The following is a 16,270-nucleotide window of genomic DNA, read 5'->3' as shown; positions in this document are numbered from 1 at the left end:
CCCCCATCACCCCGGCAAGCTCAAACAAGCCCTCAGCCCCCCCATCGGGCTCTGGCTCAATCGGATCTCGCCGCCATGACCGCGTGCCACATCGCGCGCTATGGCGAGGCCGAGGCCGACGCCCTTGCGGTTGGGATTGCGGCTTTCATCGAGGCGGTTGAAGGGCTTGAGCGCTTCTTCATACTGGTCCGGCGGGATGCCGGGGCCGTCATCATCGACCAGGATCTCGATCCGGGCCGCATCGGCCCGGCGGATCGAGACGGCGACGTTTTCGCCGTGTTCGCGGGCATTATTGACCAGATTGGCCAGTGAGCGCTTGACCGAGCCGGGGCGGATATCGGCCTCGATCGGTTCGCCGGCGACCAGATCGATATGGCTGCCGGCGCGGCGCGCATCGGCGATCACATCCTCGACCAGCGCATTGAGATCGGTGCGCGCGGTTTCCTCATTCGCCTGGCCGCGGGCGAAATCGAGATATTCGTCGAGCATCTCCTGCATCTCGGTGATGTCGCGCTTGGCATCCTCGCGCTCGGGCGTGGCGGGCATCAGGGCGAGCTGCAGCCGCAGACGCGTCAGCGGGGTGCGAAGATCATGGCTGACGCCGGCGAGCAGGGCGGTGCGCTGTTCCAGCTGGCGCCGGATCCGGTCGCGCATTTTCAGGAAGGCATGGGCGGCCTGGCGCACCTCGGTGGCGCCGGCGGGCCGGAAATGCGCCACATCCTGGCCGCGGCCGAATTGCTCCGCCGCATCGGCGAGCCGCCGGATCGGCTTGATCTGGTTGCGGATGAAGATGACCGAGACCCCGGTCAGTATTGTCGTCGCGCCGATAATCCACAAAAGGAAGATATTTCCCGTCGTTGCAAACACACGTTCACGCAGGGCGATATAGCGCAGAATGCCGCCATCAACCTCGACGCGGATATCGACATAATTGGGATAGCGCGTGGTATCGAACCAGAAATTCTGATCCAGCTGACCGGAGAGCGCGCGTTGCAGCGTCCGGTCGAGCGTGCGGAAGAAGGAGGAGCGGCGTGTTGTCGGCAGGGTTTCCCCCGGACGGAAATCGACCGAGAGCCGCATCGTCGCCATCGCGATATCGGCCTGGCGCCGGAAGGCGTCCGGATTGGCCAGGTCATCCTCAAACAGCGTCGTCATCATCGCGATGTCGCCGGCAACCCCGTCGGACAGGCGGCTGGTGACCGTCTCCCAATGCTGTTCGAAGAAGGACCATACGACAGCGATCTGCATCAGCGCCACCGGCAGCACGAAGATCAGCAGGGTGCGCGCGAAAAGACCTCGCGGGAGAATGCGGCGGACGAGGCTCATGGCCCGCTCACGGGCCGAAGATCGGATCAGCGGCGAGCTTGTAGCCCTCGCCGCGGACGGTCTGGAGGTGCATGGGCTCCTTGGGGTCTGTCTCGATCTTGCGGCGCAGGCGCGTGACCTGGACATCGACGGCGCGTTCGCCGCCGCCGGTATGATCCGACAGGGTCAGACGCGAGACGACCTGGCCCGGCATGGCTGCGAGGGCAGCGAGCAGGCTGGCTTCGCCGCCGGTCAGGCGCACGGGAACGCCGTCGCGCTGCAGCATTTCGCGTTCAATATCGAATTGCCAGTCGCCGAAACTGACGCGCTGGATCGCCGCTGCAGCCGGACGCGCCCGGCGCAGGATGGCGTGGATACGCAGGGCCAGTTCCTCAGGCTCGAAGGGTTTGGGCAGATAATCATCGGCGCCGAGGCTCAAGCCCTTGATGCGATCCTCGGCATCGCCGCGGGCGGTCAGCAGGATGATCGGCGTTTCGGCATGTTTGCGGATCGCGCTGGTCAGTTCAAACCCGTTCATACCCGGCATCATCACATCGAGGATCAGAAGGTCGAAACTCAGCGAATTGAGCGTCGAAAGCGCCTTGGTCGCATTGGGCGCCGTCGAAACGCGAAAGCCGCGCCCCTGCAGGAAGCGCTTCAGCAGGGCGCGGATCCGGTCGTCATCATCGACCACCAGGATGTGGGCTTCGTCGCCAGCACTCTCGGCCATGCCATCTCCCAAAGCTGATCGCGCCAGCATGGCCTGTGCGCGCCACTTGCTCAAGGTCTTCCCCGCATTGAGGCCCTGCCTATTTGCGGAAATAATTCCAGGCCGTCAGCAGGCTCAGCGCGGCGGTGATCCAGAGCGCACCGATCCAGGCCAGCAGCAGGACATCATTGTCGGTCCAGCCCAGTGGCTGGGCGATCAGCGGGAAGCCGGCGACAATCATGGCGAGGGCGGTTTTCAGCTTCGCGGCCGGAGAAACCGCAAGTGACGGGCTGGCCGTGCCACCGGGCAGGAGGCGTGCCGCGGTCATGGCTGCGTCGCGGGCCACAAGGGCGAAGACCGGCACGGCGATATCAATCGGCGTGCCCAGGATCAGCATGTAGACGACAAGATAGGCATCCACGAGCAATTTGTCGGCGATCGGGTCGAGGATTTCGCCCAGCGTCGAGCGCGCATCCCAGCGCCGGGCCAGATAGCCGTCCAGCCAGTCGGTCGCAGCGGCGACGATGAAGGCGATCACGGCAAATGCCGCCAAGGACCGTGCCGCGAGGACCGGATCGCCGAGCCAGAGCGGCACCGCCGCGCTGAGCGACCATTGATAGGAGGTCCACAAACCGGCCGCGCCGGCCAGCGCCAGGAGAATGCGCACAATCGTCAGTATGTTGGGGATTTGCCGGTGCATCGCTCTACCTCTGGAACCAGTCATGGATACGTTTGGCCATCGCGCTGGAGACGCCGTCAACCGCTTCCAGATCGGCCAGCGCGGCATCGCGCACCGATTTGGCCGAGCCGAAATGCGCCAGCAAGGCCTTTTTGCGCGACGGGCCGATGCCCGGGACATCGTCGAGCGGATTGTCCGCCATCTGTTTCTTGCGCTTGGCCCGGTGACCGCCGATAGCAAAACGGTGGGCCTCGTCGCGAAGCCTTTGCAGATAATACAGCACCGGGTCCTTCTGCGGCAGTTTGAAGGGCGGCTTGCCCGGCAGGTAGAAGGCTTCGCGGCCGGCATCGCGCTCGGGACCCTTGGCAATGGCGGCGATGCAGATATCGCTGATGCCGAGTTCCTCGGCCACACCCATCACCTTCGACAATTGCCCGGCGCCGCCATCGATCAGGATCAGGTCGGGCACCGGCGCGCCATCCTCGCGCTCCTTGATCAGGCGCGAAAAGCGCCGCCGCAGCATCGCCGCCATCATCGCGAAATCATCATTGGTGGCGGCGTCGCTACCGGTCATGTTGAAGCGGCGATAATGGGTTTTCTCGAAGCCTTCCGGCCCGGCGACGATCATGGCGCCGAGCGCATTCGTGCCCTGGATGTGGGAATTGTCATAGACCTCGATCCGCTGCGGCAGATCCTCCAGCCCGAACACACGTTGCACGCCCTTGAGCAGATGCGCCTGGGAGGCGCTCTCCGACAATTTGCGCGCCAGCGCCTCGCGGGCATTGGCCGATGTGCGCTCGACCAGCTTGCGCTTTTCACCGCGGACGGGGCGGTGGAGCGCCACCTTGCGGTCGGCCTTCAGGCTCAGCGCCTCGGCCAGCAGGTCGGCATCCTCGACATCATGCGACATCAGGATCAGGCCCGGCGGCGGCTTGTTGTCATAGAATTGCGCGATGAAGGCGGCGAGCACCTCGCCGGTCTCGACCTCGCTGTCATGGCGCGGGAAGAAGGACTGATTGCCCCAGTTCTGGCCGGCGCGGAAGAAGAAGACCTGGACGCAGGAGCGGCCGCCATCCTGGGCGACGGCGATGACATCGGCTTCCTCGACGCCCTCCGGATTGATGCCCTGGTCGGTGGTGACAGCGGCGATGGCGCGGATCCGGTCGCGCAGGCGCGCGGCGCTCTCATAGTCGAGCGCCTCCGCGGCGGCCTGCATGCGCTGCTGCAAATCCTCGCGCAGGGCATTGGACTTGCCGCGCAGGAAATCGCTCGCCTGGGTGACCAGCTCGTCATAGGCGGCCGGTTCGATCAGCCCGACGCAGGGCGCGGCGCAGCGCTTGATCTGGTGCAGCATGCAGGGGCGGGTGCGGCCCTCATAAACGCTGTCGGAACAGGTGCGCACCAGGAAGGCTTTCTGCAGCGTATTGAGGGTCTGGTTCACGGCACCCACGGAGGCGAAGGGTCCGAAATAATCGCCCTTCACCTTGTGGGCGCCGCGATGCTTGGTCAGTTGCGGCGCCGCATGGTCACGGCGGATCAGGATATAGGGAAAGCTCTTGTCGTCGCGCAGCAGCACATTATAGCGCGGCTTGAGGCGCTTGATCAGATTGGCCTCGAGCAGCAGCGCCTCGGTCTCGGTCTCGGTGACGACGAATTCCATCGTCCGGGTCAGCGCGATCATCAGGGCGATGCGATTGGAATGGCCGCGGCCATTGGCATAATTGGAAACGCGATTCTTCAGATTGCGCGCCTTGCCGACATACAGGACCGTGCCATCCTCGGCGAACATGCGGTAGACACCGGGCCTTGAGGGCAGGTGTTTGACATAGTCGGCGATGATTTGCGCACCGCTGCGCGATTGCACCGGCGGCGCGGACGCGTCATTTATCGGCTCAGAAGGTGTTTCAGGAGACGTCATGTCCGACAAGATCGCGCTCGTTACTGGTGGCGGCAAGCGCCTGGGTGCCAAAATTGCGCGCGCCCTGGCCGAGGATGGCTGGCACGTCATCATTCACTATAACAGCTCGGCTACCGAGGCGCGTGCGATTGAAGCGGCGATCCGCAAATCGGGCGGCTCTGCCAGCACGGTGCAGTGCGATCTCAGGGACAGCACGGGCGTTGCGGCCTTTGCCGACGGCCTCGGCCGCATCGATCTCCTGGTCAATTCGGCCTCGGTGTTTGAGCAGGACCGGCCGGAAACCGTGGAGGCTGCGGCGCTGGAACAGGCCCTGCGCGTCAATCTGATGGCGCCGGTCCTGCTCGGATCGGCCATGGCGCAGGCGCACGAGACCCGCGCCTCGGGCTGCATCATCAACCTGCTGGACCAGAAGCTGTTCAATCTCAATCCGGACTTCTTTTCCTACACGCTCGCCAAACACGCCCTGCTCAGTGCCACCACGACGATGGCGATGGCGCTGGCGCCGCGTGTGCGCGTCAACGGGATCGCGCCGGGCCTGACCTTGCCGTCGGGCCAGCAGAGCGAGGCGGAATTCGAGCGCGCGCACCGGATGAATCCGATGCAGGGCGGCTCGACGCCGGAGGATATTGTCAGGGCGGTTCGCTTCATCATCGCCACGCCGTCAATGACCGGCGAAACGATCACGATTGATGGCGGCGAGCACTTGATGCGCCGGACCCGGGATGTCTCGATCGAGCCCTGAGGCTAGAGCGTGACCCGGGCGACCACGGATTTGCAGGCGACTGTCCGCGGCGATTTTGTCACCGCGACGGTGACTTGGTCCACGTGCTGGAGGTTTTTCAGCCCCGCGGCGATCGCGACACAGAGCGTTTCAGCGAGATTGTAATGCTGGGCATCCACGACCTTGCGGGCGATATCGGCGATATCGTCATAGCTCGCGGTTTCGCCGATCGAGTCGTTTTGCGGTGAGCTGGCGAGCTTGATCCGGACGTCGATCAGGATCGGCTGGCGGCTGTCCTGTTCGAAGCTGTGAATACCCAGAGCAGCGTCCATCTGCAGGCCGACGACTTCGATTTCGATCATGGATATCCAGCGCCTTGCTCACAACAGATGTGCGGTTGGATAGGTCATGAATCGCGTGCGATCAAGCAGGGCCGCGCAGGCGCCCGGCCCGGTGTCTTGCCGGGCACGGCTGCGCTCACATCTGTGTGATCCCTGCCATTTGCGAATTCCCCCTGTGCCGCCCCGGTGCTTCACTCCTGGCGCTGCGGCAATCCGGCCCGGCGGGAAACGGGTGGTCGCAGGGATGAAGCTGTGCCGGTCAGGCCTGGCGGCGGTGATGCTGGCGATAAGCCCTGCGGTGAGCGCCGGGGCGCAGATATCGCCGCCGGTCTATGATCTCGATTGCGATGGCGCCGAGGCCTATAGCCGCCGGTCGCGCGGCATCGCGGTGATCGTCGTCCATGCGGGCGATATTGTCTGCGCGCGCTATGCGGACGGAATCGATCCGGAGCAGGGCTGGGAAATAGCAAGCGGTGTCAAGAGCTTCACGGCGATCATGGCCGCGGCGGCGGTGCAGGACGGACTGCTGTCACTGGACGAGCGGGCCGCCGATACGCTGACGGAATGGCAGGACGATCCGGAGCGCGCCGCGATCACGGTCAGCCATCTCCTCTCCCAGAGCAGCGGCCTGGCGCTGCCCCGCGAATCCAGCCGCCTGCCCGGCTATGAGGCCGCAATCCGGACCCGCGCGCAGCGGCGGCCGGGGGAGGCCTTCATCTATGGCCCGCGGCATTTCCAGGCTTTTGGCGAATTGCTGCGCCGCAAGCTGGAGGCCGCCGGACTCGATGCAACACCGGCGCATTATCTCGGGCGCCGGGTCCTGGTGCCGATGGGAATCGAGGTCACCAATTGGGCAATGGTGGATGGCATGCCGGTCTTGTCAGAGGGGGCCTCGATCTCGCCGCTCGACTGGGCACGCTTTGGCTATTTCGTGCTCCATGATGGAGATGAGGGCGGTACGGGCCTGGTTGACGCGGCGGCGATGGCGGCCCTGTTCGAGCCTTCGGCGCCGAATCCGGCCTATGGTCTGGGCTGGTGGTTGCCCCATCCCCGCCATGCCGGTTTCCGCGGTTCGCGCCAGATCGGACATCTGCTCGATACGCTGGGGGCTGATGCGGACTTCCCCGAAATCCATGTCGCCGCCGGTGCCGGCGCGCAGCGCCTCTACCTCTTCCCGGATCTGGATCTGGTTGTTGTCCGCATGACGCGCGGCGTGACCGAAGACCCGGCCACACGCAGCCGGTCCTGGTCGGACCGGCGCTTCATCGAGCATTTGCTGGTCCGCCAGGAGCGCGCCCGCTGACGGGCAGCCGGGCCGGGCGTCAGCCCATGGCCGAGCGGGCCAGTACGGCGATATAGCCCAGATAGCCCGCGAAGAGCATCGCGCCGATGACCCGTGTGATTGGCCGTTTCAGCAGCACGATCGCGGCGATGAGCCCGCTGGCTGCGAGCATGACCCAGAAGTCCAGCGCGAAGAAGCTCTCGGAAATCGGCAGCGGGATACCGGTCAGACCAGCGGCCAGGCCGGTCGCGCCGCCGACGGCGAAAACGTTGAAGATATTGGAGCCGAGTACATTGCCGATCGCCAGATCCGCCTGGCGCCGGACCGAGGCCATGACAACCGTGGCCAGTTCCGGCAGCGAAGTGCCCAGGGCGACGGCGGTCAGGCCGATCAGGGCCGGTTCGACATGGAGATCCTGGGCCGCCGCGACGCCGCCCGTTACAATCATCTGGGCACCGACGGGCAGGGCGATCAGGCCGCCGGCGAGGGCCAGCAGGATAGAGGGAAGAGTTTTGGGAAGCCCGTCCATATGTTCGATATCGGTCAGTTCGGCCAGGGTTGGATCGTCGGTCGCCTTGCGGGCCTGGAGGCCAAGCAGGGTGACATAACCGACAATCGCCGCCAGCAGGATCCAGCTCTCGGTTGGCGTCACCTGGCGGTCCCAGGCAATCACGATCAGCGCAATGGCCGCACCCAGCGCGAAAATCGCATTGCGGCGCAGGCCCGGTGTCGTGGTGTGGATCGTACCGAACAGGGCTGGCAGACCCAGCACCAGCAGGAAATTGGCGATATTGGAGCCGACAATATTACCGACGGCGAGGCCGGGCGCGCCGGTCAGGGCGGATTGCACGCTGACGACCAGCTCCGGCGCAGACGTGCCGAAGGCGACGATGGTCAGTCCGACCAGAAGGTTTGGCAAGCGCCACAGGCGTGCCAGGGCGGCGCCGCCGCGAACAAGAAAGTCGCCGCCAAACAGCAGGAGAATGATTCCCGCCAGGATGAGCGGGACGTATTGGATAGCGTGCATGAATCTACCGGGCGCTGCGGATCAGGACTTAGTCGAGGCGGCGATATTCGATAAGATTGAGAAGGGCGAAAACGGCCACAACGAGGCCAACAGCGATCAGGGCATACATGGAACACATCTCCAGAAAAGCACGGGCAATGACCGTACATAGCGTGCCGCTGCCTGAGTGGCCAGCGCCGGTTTCGGTATGAGGTGGCGAGCCCATATCGAGCCCTTTGCACGGCCTTTCATGCAGGCCTGCTGGCGCCTGACTCGCGGCGCAACCCTGGGGGTGCGGGCGGTCGCGGAACGGCCGGACGGCCGCGTTGCCCTGGTCCGTCACACCTATATCAATGGCTGGCATTTGCCGGGCGGCGGCGTTGAGGCCGGCGAGACCGCGATCGAGGCCGTGGGCCGCGAACTGGCCGAGGAGGCGGGGGTGCAATTGACCGGTGCACCGGAATTGCTCGGGATTTACGCGAATCATTCCGCCTTCCGCGGCGATCATGTCCTGCTCTACCGGGCCGCTGGCTGGGTCGATTGCCAGACACGGAGCCAGGGAGAGATCGAGTGCGTGGCGTGGTTCCTCCCGTCAGAATTGCCAGTCGGGACAACCGTCGCGACGCGGCGGCGGCTGGCGGAAGTCTATCAAGGCGCAGCCCCGGTTGCGCATTGGTGAGTGTAAACCGCCCTCCGACGGTCAGAATCGTCTAGGCTTGACGGCAGAGCGGCGGTTCTGTGACTGTTTGGCCGGACCATAATCAAGCCCGCGGGGCCGGGATCGAATCGAATGAATGATGATGCCGAGGCGATGACGCCGGTTCGACCGGACACCGGTCCGCAGGCTTCGGTGCCGTCCTGGCAGCGTGCGGTCGACGCTGATGGCTGGTTCGCGCTGGCCTTGCCGGGCATACTGGCGCTGAGCTTCATCCTGATTATTTTCCTGGCGGTGATGGCCGGCGACCGGGCGCTGGTTGCATCGGCCCGCGAGACCAATGCCTCGACCCTGAATTCGGTGCTCGCCAGCACGATGCAGCGCTTCGAGGAATGGGCCGTGTCCCAGGAAAGAAATGCGGCTGTCTGGGCGAGCAGCGAGCTGGTCCATGAATCGCTTGAGGACTTGCTGGAAACGCCGGCAATGTCCTCGATCGCTGCCGCGCCGGCACAGTCGCAATTGCGCACGACGCTGGGTCCATGGCTGACGGAATATGGTTATCGCGGCTTCTTTATTCTGGGCTCCAATGGCATCAATCTGGCTTCATTGCGCAATTCCGATATCGGACAGCCTTCGCCGATTCTCAGCCTCGTCGATATCAACCGGCTGCGGTCGGGACGCGCCATTCTGACACGTCCACAAATTGTCGATGTGCCGCCGATTGCGGGCGATGCCGACTGGACAGGGCTCGACGAAGAAGTAGCGATGTATGCCATCGCCCCGATCATGTCGGGCAATGTGGTCCGGGGCTATTTCGCGCTGCGGATCGACCCGCTGGCCGAGTATTCGTCCACATTCCGCGTCGGGCGGAGCGGCATATCCGGTGAGACATTCGCGGTTGATCGCAGCGGGCGCCTGGTCACGGAAACCCGCTTTGCCCAGGAATTTCGCAACGCCGGACTGCTCGCCCAGGACCACCCTTCCATGCTGCACATCGAGATCCGCGATCCCGGCGTCAATATTACCCATGGCGCCGAGTTCGAACGGCCCTATGCGGCCTGGCCGCTAACGGTGGCGGCGCAGGCGGTGACGCAGGGCGGCCGCGGTTCCAGCCTGACCGGCTACCGCGATGCGCGGGGCATTCTGGTCATGGGGGCCTGGGCCTGGGATCCGGCCCGCGAGATCGGTGCGATCTCGGAAATTGACCTTGCCGAGGCGCTCGCCGGCGTCAATCGCGCCCGGGCCGTGCTGCGGGTCTTCGCGGTTGCCATGGCGCTGTGCTTCATCCTGATTGCGATCCTGTTCAACGTCCATCGCACGGTCAGCCGCCATCGGGCGCGGCAGACGCTGGAGGCGACGCAAAGGTTTCAGCGTATCCTGATGACGGTTGCCGAGGGCATGTACGGCCTCGATCAGGACGGGCACGTCACCTTCATCAATCCCCATGCCTGCAATATGCTCGGCTATACCGAGGAAGAGCTTCTCGGCAAGTCGCTGCACGCCATCATCCACCATTCCAGGCGTGACGGCACGCCCTATCCCGAGCACGAATGCGCGATCGCCAGAGGCAGTGTGGTTGACAGCGCCGAGGAATATTTCTGGACCAAGGCCGGCGAGTGCATCCCGATCGAGTTTTCCATCTCGCCGATCAATGCCGCAGATCCCTTGGCCGGCAGCGTGGTGACCTTCCGCGACATCTCCGGCCGCAAGCGGGACGAACTGGCCTTGCTGCGCTATGCGCAGGAATTGAAGCGCTCGAACGCGGAATTGCAGGAATTCGCCTATGCCGCATCCCACGATTTGCAGGAGCCATTGCGCAAGATCCAGGCCTTTGGCGAACGCCTGCACAAGAAATACCACGCCTCGCTCGACGAGACCGGCCAGCATTATCTCGACCGCATGGTCGATGCTGCCTCGCGCATGCGGCGCCTGATTGACGACCTGCTCGGCTATTCCCGGGTCAATTCGAAAACCACGAGCTTTCAGCCGGTCGATCTGTCGCGCGTGCTGGCCGATGTGATGTCGGATCTCGAGCCGCGAATCGCCGCTGCAGGCGCCGAGGTCAAGATCGGCAACCTGCCAGCGATCGAGGCCGATCAGACCCAGATGCACCAGCTGTTTTTGAACCTTCTGTCCAATTCGATGAAATTCCACCGCGCGGGCGTTCGGCCCTCCATCCTGATCGAGGGCAGTGTCGAGGTCGGGGATGGCGGGGCCGTCGCACGCATTGCGGTGACTGATAATGGTATCGGCTTCGAGCCGCGCCATGCCGAGCGGATTTTCGGCATGTTCGAACGTCTGCATGGCCGCGAGGAGTTCGACGGGACCGGCGTTGGCCTGGCAACCTGCCGCAAGATCGTCGAACATCATTCCGGCATCCTCACCGCCTGGGGCGAGCCGGATGCCGGTGCGGTCTTCACCATCATCCTGCCGATTCGCCAGACGGTCGACGCCTAGCACGCCGCGCCGTGCCGAAAGCGTCAATCCGGGCGCGCGCCGACGCTCAGCCGCTGTGGCAAGGCAACAATTCACAGTTGTGACAACGCCGCCAATGCCGGCCGGCCCGGACAGCGCCGCGACAGGCTGAATGGCTGCGGATGGCTGGCTGCCGGGCACGGGCGCAGACGGCAGGTCAGGATGTTTATCGCTGGTCAAATTCAAATAAATCAGATGGTTGAGCCTGGTGTCCGGCCTGGCCGGCGTGCCGTGTGAGGCCTGGATTTTCCGCGCCATGCTGCGCGGTTCGCGCCTCCGGCCAGGCAGGGTCCGGCGGGCAGATGGCTCGTGCGGCACCTCTGTCGGCCTGGAGTCTGCGGCCGATGCAGGTTTGCACACGGTATTCGCCTTGATCTTGCTCCTGCGACGCGAGAAACTCCTCGCCAAGGAACAGCCGCGATCGCGCGGTGGCCGCGATGAGGCTTTTCAAAATGAGCAATGACGACCGCCTATTCACATTCCTGATGGTGGATGACGATCCCGATGACCGCATGTTGTTCCGGGAAGCCTGCGAAGAAGTCAGGTTGCGCAATCCGGTCGAGTTTCTCGAAAATGGCGAACAGCTGGTCGACTATCTCAATCGCAAGGGCCCATATGCGTCTCTCGCGGATCAGCCCCTGCCGGGCATTATCCTGCTCGATCTGAACATGCCGCTGAAGGATGGCCGTGAGGCGCTTGAGGAAATCAAGGCCAGTGCCGATCTGCGCCATATCCCGATCATTGTGCTCACCACGTCCAAGAATGAGGATGATATCCTGTCGAGCTACGGGCTCGGGGCCTCCTCCTACATCGTCAAACCGGTTGCGCTCGACCGCTTGATGCGTGTGGTCAACTCGATCGGTGAGTATTGGGTCCAGATCGTCGAGGTGCCGGACGGTGCTGCGGCTGAGGCACTCCGCGAGATCGATTGACCGGTCCAGACATCCCGGCCGTCTCGATTATTGTTTCCCTTTTGACGGGAATTCCATAGGCTGTGTCCACGCGGGGGCGTCGATCCAGAATGGATCATGAAACGGGGATTTCCCAATGAAGACCATGATGATGGCAGCGAGCGCACTGCTCGCACTGAGCGCAGCCGCATTTGCGGATGGCGATATGTCCAATGCCTATGGCCATATTGTCCGCGTGACCGGCGGCGACGCCAGTTTCGATGCGACATTTGCCGCCGATGGCAGTTACTCCGATACGCGCGGCATGACCGGCAGCTGGTCACTGGGCGAGCAATTATGCATTTCGGCTGCGACCGAGACCGGCGTGCAGGAAAACTGCGGCCCGTGGAATCCCGACCTCGCGGTTGGCGGGAGCTGGACGACTGCTGGCTGGTCGGACGATGGCAGCATGATCACCGTCGAGATCCTGGCCGCCGAATAGGCGGGCCCGGAGACGGGCCAAATACAGCCGCTGTGATCGGCATTGGAGGGCGGTGCTGCGGCGCCGCCCTTTTTCATGGATTGCCACGGACCGGTTTCCCCTGTGGCGTGTCTTGCCAAGACCTTGTCGCAATTGCACCCTAGACTGGACGAAACAGGGCGCGCGATCGGGTGGCGTCCGGGGGATATGACCATGCTGGCAATGCGTTTGTGGAAAATCTCGGCGACACTTTTCGTGTCGATGATCCTGGCCATGATCATGCTGGCCGCGCTCTGGTTCTACCTGCCCGAATGGTTCTCCTGGGTGCAGGACGGCGCCGACATGCTCGAAGACGGCGTCGCCGCGATTCCGCTGCCCGAGAAGATCAATAATCTCGTCCGCATCTATGCCAGCGATGACAAGCTTGTCCTGCTGATCTTCACCATCATCGCCCGTGTTCTGCTGGCCCTGGTCGGCAGGCTCTTCACGGCGGTGATGCCGCAGCCGAAGATCAAGATTGCCGAAGACGGGATTATCGCCCAGATCGGCTCGACCATCGCCACCCTTTTCCTGGCCTTCGTGATCGCGATCCTGATGCTCTCCGCTATCGCCCTGTTCTGGGAGGCCGGGCTGCACCAGATGCTCAATGCCGCCGACTGGGTCGAGGATCAGCTGGCGCATCTGCCGATCGGTGGGCGCTGGCGGTCAGGCGTGCGGTTTGTCGTCTCCGACGACAAGATCCTGCTGCTCTTCTTCACCATTATCGCCCGCGCCCTGATCGTGGTCTTCGCGACGAGTTTCGGTTCGGCTTGGCGTTCGATGACGGGCGGCGGGCGCGAGACGCTGGTGCGCAGCTAGTCCGACAGCGCTTTCGACAGGATCGGCAGGGAGACATCCATGCGGTAATCGACCGATGAATGATCATCGGGGAATTCCTCATAGACATGCTGGATGCCCATTTCGGTCAGCCGCCTGCTCATCCGCCGGGCACCATAGAGCAGGTTATACTGGTCGACATCGCCGCAATCGATATACAGCGCCTTCATTGATTTCAGGCCCGGCCCACGCGTTTCGACCAGTTCCAGCGGATCCGATTTCTTCCAGCGTTCCCAGGCGACGGGGTCCATCTCGCAAGTATCCATCGTCACCGGCAGGCGGATGCCGAGATAGGCCTCGGGGTCGGGATCATAGCTGGCCGCCATTGCCAGGATCATCAGCGCGTGGATATCGTCGCCGGCCGGCTTGGCGGCGCTCTCGAAGGCAGTCATGAAGCTCTCGATCGTGCCGCCATGCTTCGCGATGCGGCGCAGGGTGAAGGCGAAGTCCGAGGCGAACATCAGGTCAAAGCCCATATCGCCGGAATGGCACGCCGCGGCCGACCAGATATCGGGATGCATCAGCGCATGCATCATGGCGCCATAACCGCCCGAGCTCTTGCCGAAAATCCCGCGCTTGCCGGCGCCGCCGCAGCCATATTCGCCCTCGACAAATTCGAGCAATTCCGTGGTCAGGAAATCATCCCAATTGCCCATCGCGATCGAATTCACATACTGATTGCCGCCCAGCCGGGTGAAGCAATCGGGAAAGGCGATGATGCAGGGCGCCATCTCGCCCGAGGCGATCAGCCGGTCGGCGCGCTCGGGGACATTCTCGCCGAAATTCTTCCAGTTCGTATGCCCCGGTCCGCCGCCGGTAAAGCCGACAATATCGACCAGCAAGGGCAGTCCGGCCCCGTCATGCCCCGCCGGGATATAGACATCGACCCGCCGCCGCGCCGGATCGCCGAGCATGTTGTTGGCGACGGCCTGGCTGTCGATCCAGTGCTGGACGACGCGGCCCTTCGGGCAGGTATGGGATTTGTGCATGGCGGGCTCCTGGAGTGCTGATGCTTCCCGATTGTCTACATCAACCAAGCCTTTGTCATCCCGGTCGCGAAATTTCCGTTGACCGCCAGAAGGATGGCCGCGACTCTGTGCACCTGGCACCGGGGAGGCGTTGATGACCGCATTCGAACTCGTCGTCATCGTGCTGTCGGTGGTGATCTCGCTCGCTTTCACGCATCTGCTCACCGGCATCGCGCAGCTGATCCGAGCGCGCAAGGTGAAATTCTCGATCATTCACGCGGCCTGGATTGGCCAGATGCTGTTCACCTGTGTCGATTACTGGCTGTCGCTCTGGGCAGTGCGCGACACCGAGGTCTGGAGCCTGGGCTATCTCGCTTTCTGGCTCGCTGTGGCGACCTCGGTCTATCTCGCCTGCTGGCTGGTCATCCCGTCGACGAGCGATATCAGGGACGGTATCGACCTGCAGGCCTATCACCGCGACAACAGGCGCCGTTATCTCGGGGCCTATGCCTTCTATTACCTGCTCGGCGGGGCCATTAATCTGACCATCCCGGGGATGGAATCCGCAGCCCTGCTCGCGTTTGGGCTTGTTGCCGTGCTCGGCGCGGCCTGGCTCTGGCCGGACCGCCGCGTCCAACTCGCGGTGATTGTCGTCAATTGCGCGGCGTTCACCTGGTATGGCATGCACTATATCGCGGTGCTCTAGGCGGGCGGTCCCGCATCCCCCCCTTGAGCTTCCCCCGCAATCACGCCAGCATTCGCGCATGGCCATCATCAAGACACTCCTGACCGCCGACGATCTGCTCACCGACAGTTTCCGCCTCGCGCGGCAGGTGTTCGATAGCGGTTTTCGGCCCACCCATATTGTCGGCGTCTGGCGCGGCGGTGCGCCGGTGGGCATTGCTGTGCAGGAATATCTTGAATATCGCGGCCTCGACACCGACCACATCGCCATCCGCACCGCCTCCTATACCGGCATCGGCCAGCAGGCCGAGGTGCGGGTGTTTGGCGAGGGGTATCTGGTCGACACCCTCAATGCCGATGACCGCTTGTTGATCGTCGATGATGTGTTCGATTCGGGCCGCTCGATCGAGGCGCTGCTCAAGGTGCTGCGCGCCAAATGCCGCCGCAATTTCCCCGCCGATGCCCGCATCGCCACGGTCTATTTCAAGCCGGTCCGCAACAAGACCGGGCTGACGCCCGATTATTTCCTGCACGAGACCGATGACTGGCTCGTCTTCCCGCACGAGCTGTGCGGCCTGACGCCGGAAGAGATCGCGGCCAAGGGCGAGGCGGGCAAGGTGGCGCTGGGGGAGTAGGGGCTATTTCGACCGGTTCCGCGAGGTGTGCAGGACGCGCAGGATTTCGACTTCGGCGGGCGCACTTCGATATACGATCAGATAAGGCAAATGCGGAATCACGAGCTCGCGGGTATTCTTGAGTCGCCCCTCACGCCCCATCGAGGGGAAGGTGAGCAGGTATTGCGTTGCGCTCTCAACCGTCAGGATCATGCGCAGGGCCGCATCCGGATCGTCCTGCGCAATGAAATCATGAGCCTCGGTCATGTCCCGCCCGGCCTGGATGGACCAGCGCACGCGTTTCATTTTCTTGCGGCGAGATTGCGGGCCTTGAGCTGCGCCATCAAGTCTTCATGCTCGATGAAATTGCCGGCATCGGCGTCGGCAATCCCGACCTTGATCGCTTCAACGATCCAGTCCTGATGTTCGAAATAGGCCTGGATCGCATCATTGACGACCCAGGAACGCGAGCGGTCCTGGCTCTGCGCCAGCGCGTCGAGTTTTTCACGCGTTTTGTCGTCGAGGCGGATGGATATGTTTCTCATAATGATCATTCCGTATTCACTATACATGCAGTCTAACACGGAATGATCGACGAGAAAAACGGCCCCGCCGCGCCGGGCAGAGCCCGCCTTGAACCCTTGCCAAGCAGGGCGCCAGACTGGA

The 16,270-nt window shown here is 63.5% G+C and carries 19 protein-coding genes; 9 read left to right on the top strand and 10 right to left on the bottom strand.

The annotated features are described in order from the left end of the window. Positions 1-6: 6 nt before the first annotated feature. The 4 genes from AAC023_RS10330 to uvrC all read right to left on the bottom strand — a co-directional run bounded on the left by AAC023_RS10330 (position 7) and on the right by uvrC (position 4,557). Positions 7-1,326, bottom strand: a complete 1,320-nt coding sequence (locus AAC023_RS10330) for an ATP-binding protein (RefSeq protein WP_339740878.1) — start codon at positions 1,324-1,326, stop codon at positions 7-9. 7 nt (positions 1,327-1,333) lie between these two features. Next, positions 1,334-2,035, bottom strand: coding sequence for a response regulator transcription factor (locus tag AAC023_RS10325; protein WP_339740876.1), 702 nt, complete (start codon positions 2,033-2,035; stop codon positions 1,334-1,336). A gap of 79 nt (positions 2,036-2,114) precedes the next feature. Continuing rightward, a complete protein-coding gene (locus tag AAC023_RS10320; protein WP_339740873.1) occupies positions 2,115-2,738 on the bottom strand; it encodes a CDP-alcohol phosphatidyltransferase family protein in 624 nt (207 codons plus the stop codon). Continuing rightward, complete coding sequence (gene uvrC, locus AAC023_RS10315) at positions 2,719-4,557, bottom strand: excinuclease ABC subunit UvrC (RefSeq protein WP_339740870.1); 1,839 nt, start codon at positions 4,555-4,557, stop codon at positions 2,719-2,721. The genes AAC023_RS10320 and uvrC overlap by 20 nt, the downstream gene beginning before the upstream one ends. Before the next feature lie 52 nt (positions 4,558-4,609). Here uvrC and AAC023_RS10310 point away from each other — a divergent pair, with 52 nt between their 5' ends. Beyond that, on the top strand, positions 4,610-5,353 hold the full coding sequence (locus AAC023_RS10310) for an SDR family oxidoreductase (protein ID WP_339740868.1): 744 nt from the start codon (positions 4,610-4,612) through the stop codon (positions 5,351-5,353). Positions 5,354-5,355: 2 nt separating this feature from the next. Here AAC023_RS10310 and AAC023_RS10305 read toward each other — a convergent pair whose 3' ends face one another. After that, positions 5,356-5,694 carry a dihydroneopterin aldolase gene (locus AAC023_RS10305; protein ID WP_339740867.1) on the bottom strand — a complete coding sequence of 113 codons (339 nt, stop codon included), beginning with the start codon at positions 5,692-5,694 and terminating at the stop codon, positions 5,356-5,358. 256 nt (positions 5,695-5,950) lie between these two features. On the opposite strand from AAC023_RS10305, the gene AAC023_RS10300 reads away from it, so the two are divergent. After that, on the top strand, positions 5,951-6,976 hold the full coding sequence (locus AAC023_RS10300) for a serine hydrolase (protein ID WP_339740865.1): 1,026 nt from the start codon (positions 5,951-5,953) through the stop codon (positions 6,974-6,976). 19 nt (positions 6,977-6,995) lie between these two features. Here the strand turns inward: AAC023_RS10300 and AAC023_RS10295 are convergent, their stop codons facing one another. Together AAC023_RS10295 and AAC023_RS10290 are read right to left on the bottom strand one after the other, a co-directional pair. After that, on the bottom strand, positions 6,996-7,982 hold the full coding sequence (locus AAC023_RS10295; protein ID WP_339740863.1) for a calcium/sodium antiporter: 987 nt from the start codon (positions 7,980-7,982) through the stop codon (positions 6,996-6,998). A gap of 28 nt (positions 7,983-8,010) precedes the next feature. Then, positions 8,011-8,187: a hypothetical protein gene (locus AAC023_RS10290; RefSeq protein WP_339740861.1), complete on the bottom strand. Its 177-nt coding sequence runs from the start codon at positions 8,185-8,187 to the stop codon at positions 8,011-8,013. A 24-nt stretch (positions 8,188-8,211) separates the two neighbouring features. On the opposite strand from AAC023_RS10290, the gene AAC023_RS10285 reads away from it, so the two are divergent. The 5 genes from AAC023_RS10285 (at position 8,212) to AAC023_RS10265 (ending at position 13,320) form a co-directional block, all read left to right on the top strand. Then, positions 8,212-8,640, top strand: a complete 429-nt coding sequence (locus tag AAC023_RS10285) for an NUDIX domain-containing protein (protein ID WP_339740858.1) — start codon at positions 8,212-8,214, stop codon at positions 8,638-8,640. Between the two features lie 111 nt (positions 8,641-8,751). After that, the gene (locus AAC023_RS10280; protein WP_339740856.1) at positions 8,752-11,073 is read left to right on the top strand and encodes an ATP-binding protein; all 2,322 of its coding nucleotides are present in this window, start codon (positions 8,752-8,754) and stop codon (positions 11,071-11,073) included. A gap of 470 nt (positions 11,074-11,543) precedes the next feature. Beyond that, positions 11,544-12,023 carry a response regulator gene (locus tag AAC023_RS10275; protein WP_339740854.1) on the top strand — a complete coding sequence of 160 codons (480 nt, stop codon included), beginning with the start codon at positions 11,544-11,546 and terminating at the stop codon, positions 12,021-12,023. A gap of 115 nt (positions 12,024-12,138) precedes the next feature. Next, a complete protein-coding gene (locus tag AAC023_RS10270; protein ID WP_339740852.1) occupies positions 12,139-12,483 on the top strand; it encodes a hypothetical protein in 345 nt (114 codons plus the stop codon). 192 nt (positions 12,484-12,675) lie between these two features. After that, positions 12,676-13,320 carry a hypothetical protein gene (locus AAC023_RS10265; RefSeq protein WP_339740850.1) on the top strand — a complete coding sequence of 215 codons (645 nt, stop codon included), beginning with the start codon at positions 12,676-12,678 and terminating at the stop codon, positions 13,318-13,320. Here AAC023_RS10265 and AAC023_RS10260 read toward each other — a convergent pair. Then, positions 13,317-14,327, bottom strand: coding sequence for an alpha/beta hydrolase-fold protein (locus AAC023_RS10260; RefSeq protein ID WP_339740848.1), 1,011 nt, complete (start codon positions 14,325-14,327; stop codon positions 13,317-13,319). The genes AAC023_RS10265 and AAC023_RS10260 overlap by 4 nt on opposite strands. Before the next feature lie 133 nt (positions 14,328-14,460). On the opposite strand from AAC023_RS10260, the gene AAC023_RS10255 reads away from it, so the two are divergent. Both AAC023_RS10255 and AAC023_RS10250 read left to right on the top strand, forming a co-directional pair. Beyond that, on the top strand, positions 14,461-15,012 hold the full coding sequence (locus AAC023_RS10255) for a hypothetical protein (RefSeq protein ID WP_339740846.1): 552 nt from the start codon (positions 14,461-14,463) through the stop codon (positions 15,010-15,012). 58 nt (positions 15,013-15,070) lie between these two features. Beyond that, positions 15,071-15,625 (top strand): phosphoribosyltransferase family protein, encoded by a 555-nt coding sequence (locus AAC023_RS10250; protein ID WP_339740844.1) that lies wholly within the window; start codon positions 15,071-15,073, stop codon positions 15,623-15,625. Between the two features lie 3 nt (positions 15,626-15,628). On the opposite strand, the gene AAC023_RS10245 is transcribed toward AAC023_RS10250, so the two are convergent. Together AAC023_RS10245 and AAC023_RS10240 are read right to left on the bottom strand one after the other, a co-directional pair. Next, positions 15,629-15,910 (bottom strand): type II toxin-antitoxin system RelE/ParE family toxin, encoded by a 282-nt coding sequence (locus tag AAC023_RS10245; RefSeq protein WP_339740842.1) that lies wholly within the window; start codon positions 15,908-15,910, stop codon positions 15,629-15,631. Then, the gene (locus AAC023_RS10240; RefSeq protein WP_339740840.1) at positions 15,907-16,149 is read right to left on the bottom strand and encodes a CopG family ribbon-helix-helix protein; all 243 of its coding nucleotides are present in this window, start codon (positions 16,147-16,149) and stop codon (positions 15,907-15,909) included. The genes AAC023_RS10245 and AAC023_RS10240 overlap by 4 nt, the downstream gene beginning before the upstream one ends. Positions 16,150-16,270 lie beyond the last annotated feature (121 nt).

Origin of the sequence: uncultured Maricaulis sp., from assembly GCF_963976135.1 — a bacterium.
Lineage (GTDB): Bacteria > Pseudomonadota > Alphaproteobacteria > Caulobacterales > Maricaulaceae > Maricaulis.
The sequence above is the reverse complement of the archived record's forward strand: the minus strand, read 5'-3'. Positions and strand labels throughout refer to the sequence as shown.

Bases quoted from the DNA above. Each gene is read 5' to 3' on its own strand.
- AAC023_RS10255 (WP_339740846.1), top strand. From the start codon at position 14,461: ATGACCGCATTCGAACTCGTCGTCATCGTGCTGTCGGTGGTGATCTCG.
- AAC023_RS10280 (WP_339740856.1), top strand. From the start codon at position 8,752: ATGAATGATGATGCCGAGGCGATGACGCCGGTTCGACCGGACACCGGT.
- AAC023_RS10290 (WP_339740861.1), bottom strand. From the start codon at position 8,187: ATGGGCTCGCCACCTCATACCGAAACCGGCGCTGGCCACTCAGGCAGC.
- AAC023_RS10240 (WP_339740840.1), bottom strand. From the start codon at position 16,149: ATGAGAAACATATCCATCCGCCTCGACGACAAAACGCGTGAAAAACTC.
- AAC023_RS10285 (WP_339740858.1), top strand. From the start codon at position 8,212: ATGCAGGCCTGCTGGCGCCTGACTCGCGGCGCAACCCTGGGGGTGCGG.
- AAC023_RS10265 (WP_339740850.1), top strand. From the start codon at position 12,676: ATGCTGGCAATGCGTTTGTGGAAAATCTCGGCGACACTTTTCGTGTCG.
- AAC023_RS10260 (WP_339740848.1), bottom strand. From the start codon at position 14,327: ATGCACAAATCCCATACCTGCCCGAAGGGCCGCGTCGTCCAGCACTGG.
- AAC023_RS10330 (WP_339740878.1), bottom strand. From the start codon at position 1,326: ATGAGCCTCGTCCGCCGCATTCTCCCGCGAGGTCTTTTCGCGCGCACC.
- AAC023_RS10270 (WP_339740852.1), top strand. From the start codon at position 12,139: ATGAAGACCATGATGATGGCAGCGAGCGCACTGCTCGCACTGAGCGCA.
- AAC023_RS10300 (WP_339740865.1), top strand. From the start codon at position 5,951: ATGCTGGCGATAAGCCCTGCGGTGAGCGCCGGGGCGCAGATATCGCCG.
- AAC023_RS10250 (WP_339740844.1), top strand. From the start codon at position 15,071: ATGGCCATCATCAAGACACTCCTGACCGCCGACGATCTGCTCACCGAC.
- AAC023_RS10320 (WP_339740873.1), bottom strand. From the start codon at position 2,738: ATGACTGGTTCCAGAGGTAGAGCGATGCACCGGCAAATCCCCAACATA.
- AAC023_RS10295 (WP_339740863.1), bottom strand. From the start codon at position 7,982: ATGCACGCTATCCAATACGTCCCGCTCATCCTGGCGGGAATCATTCTC.
- AAC023_RS10305 (WP_339740867.1), bottom strand. From the start codon at position 5,694: ATGATCGAAATCGAAGTCGTCGGCCTGCAGATGGACGCTGCTCTGGGT.
- AAC023_RS10325 (WP_339740876.1), bottom strand. From the start codon at position 2,035: ATGGCCGAGAGTGCTGGCGACGAAGCCCACATCCTGGTGGTCGATGAT.
- AAC023_RS10310 (WP_339740868.1), top strand. From the start codon at position 4,610: ATGTCCGACAAGATCGCGCTCGTTACTGGTGGCGGCAAGCGCCTGGGT.
- AAC023_RS10245 (WP_339740842.1), bottom strand. From the start codon at position 15,910: ATGAAACGCGTGCGCTGGTCCATCCAGGCCGGGCGGGACATGACCGAG.
- AAC023_RS10275 (WP_339740854.1), top strand. From the start codon at position 11,544: ATGAGCAATGACGACCGCCTATTCACATTCCTGATGGTGGATGACGAT.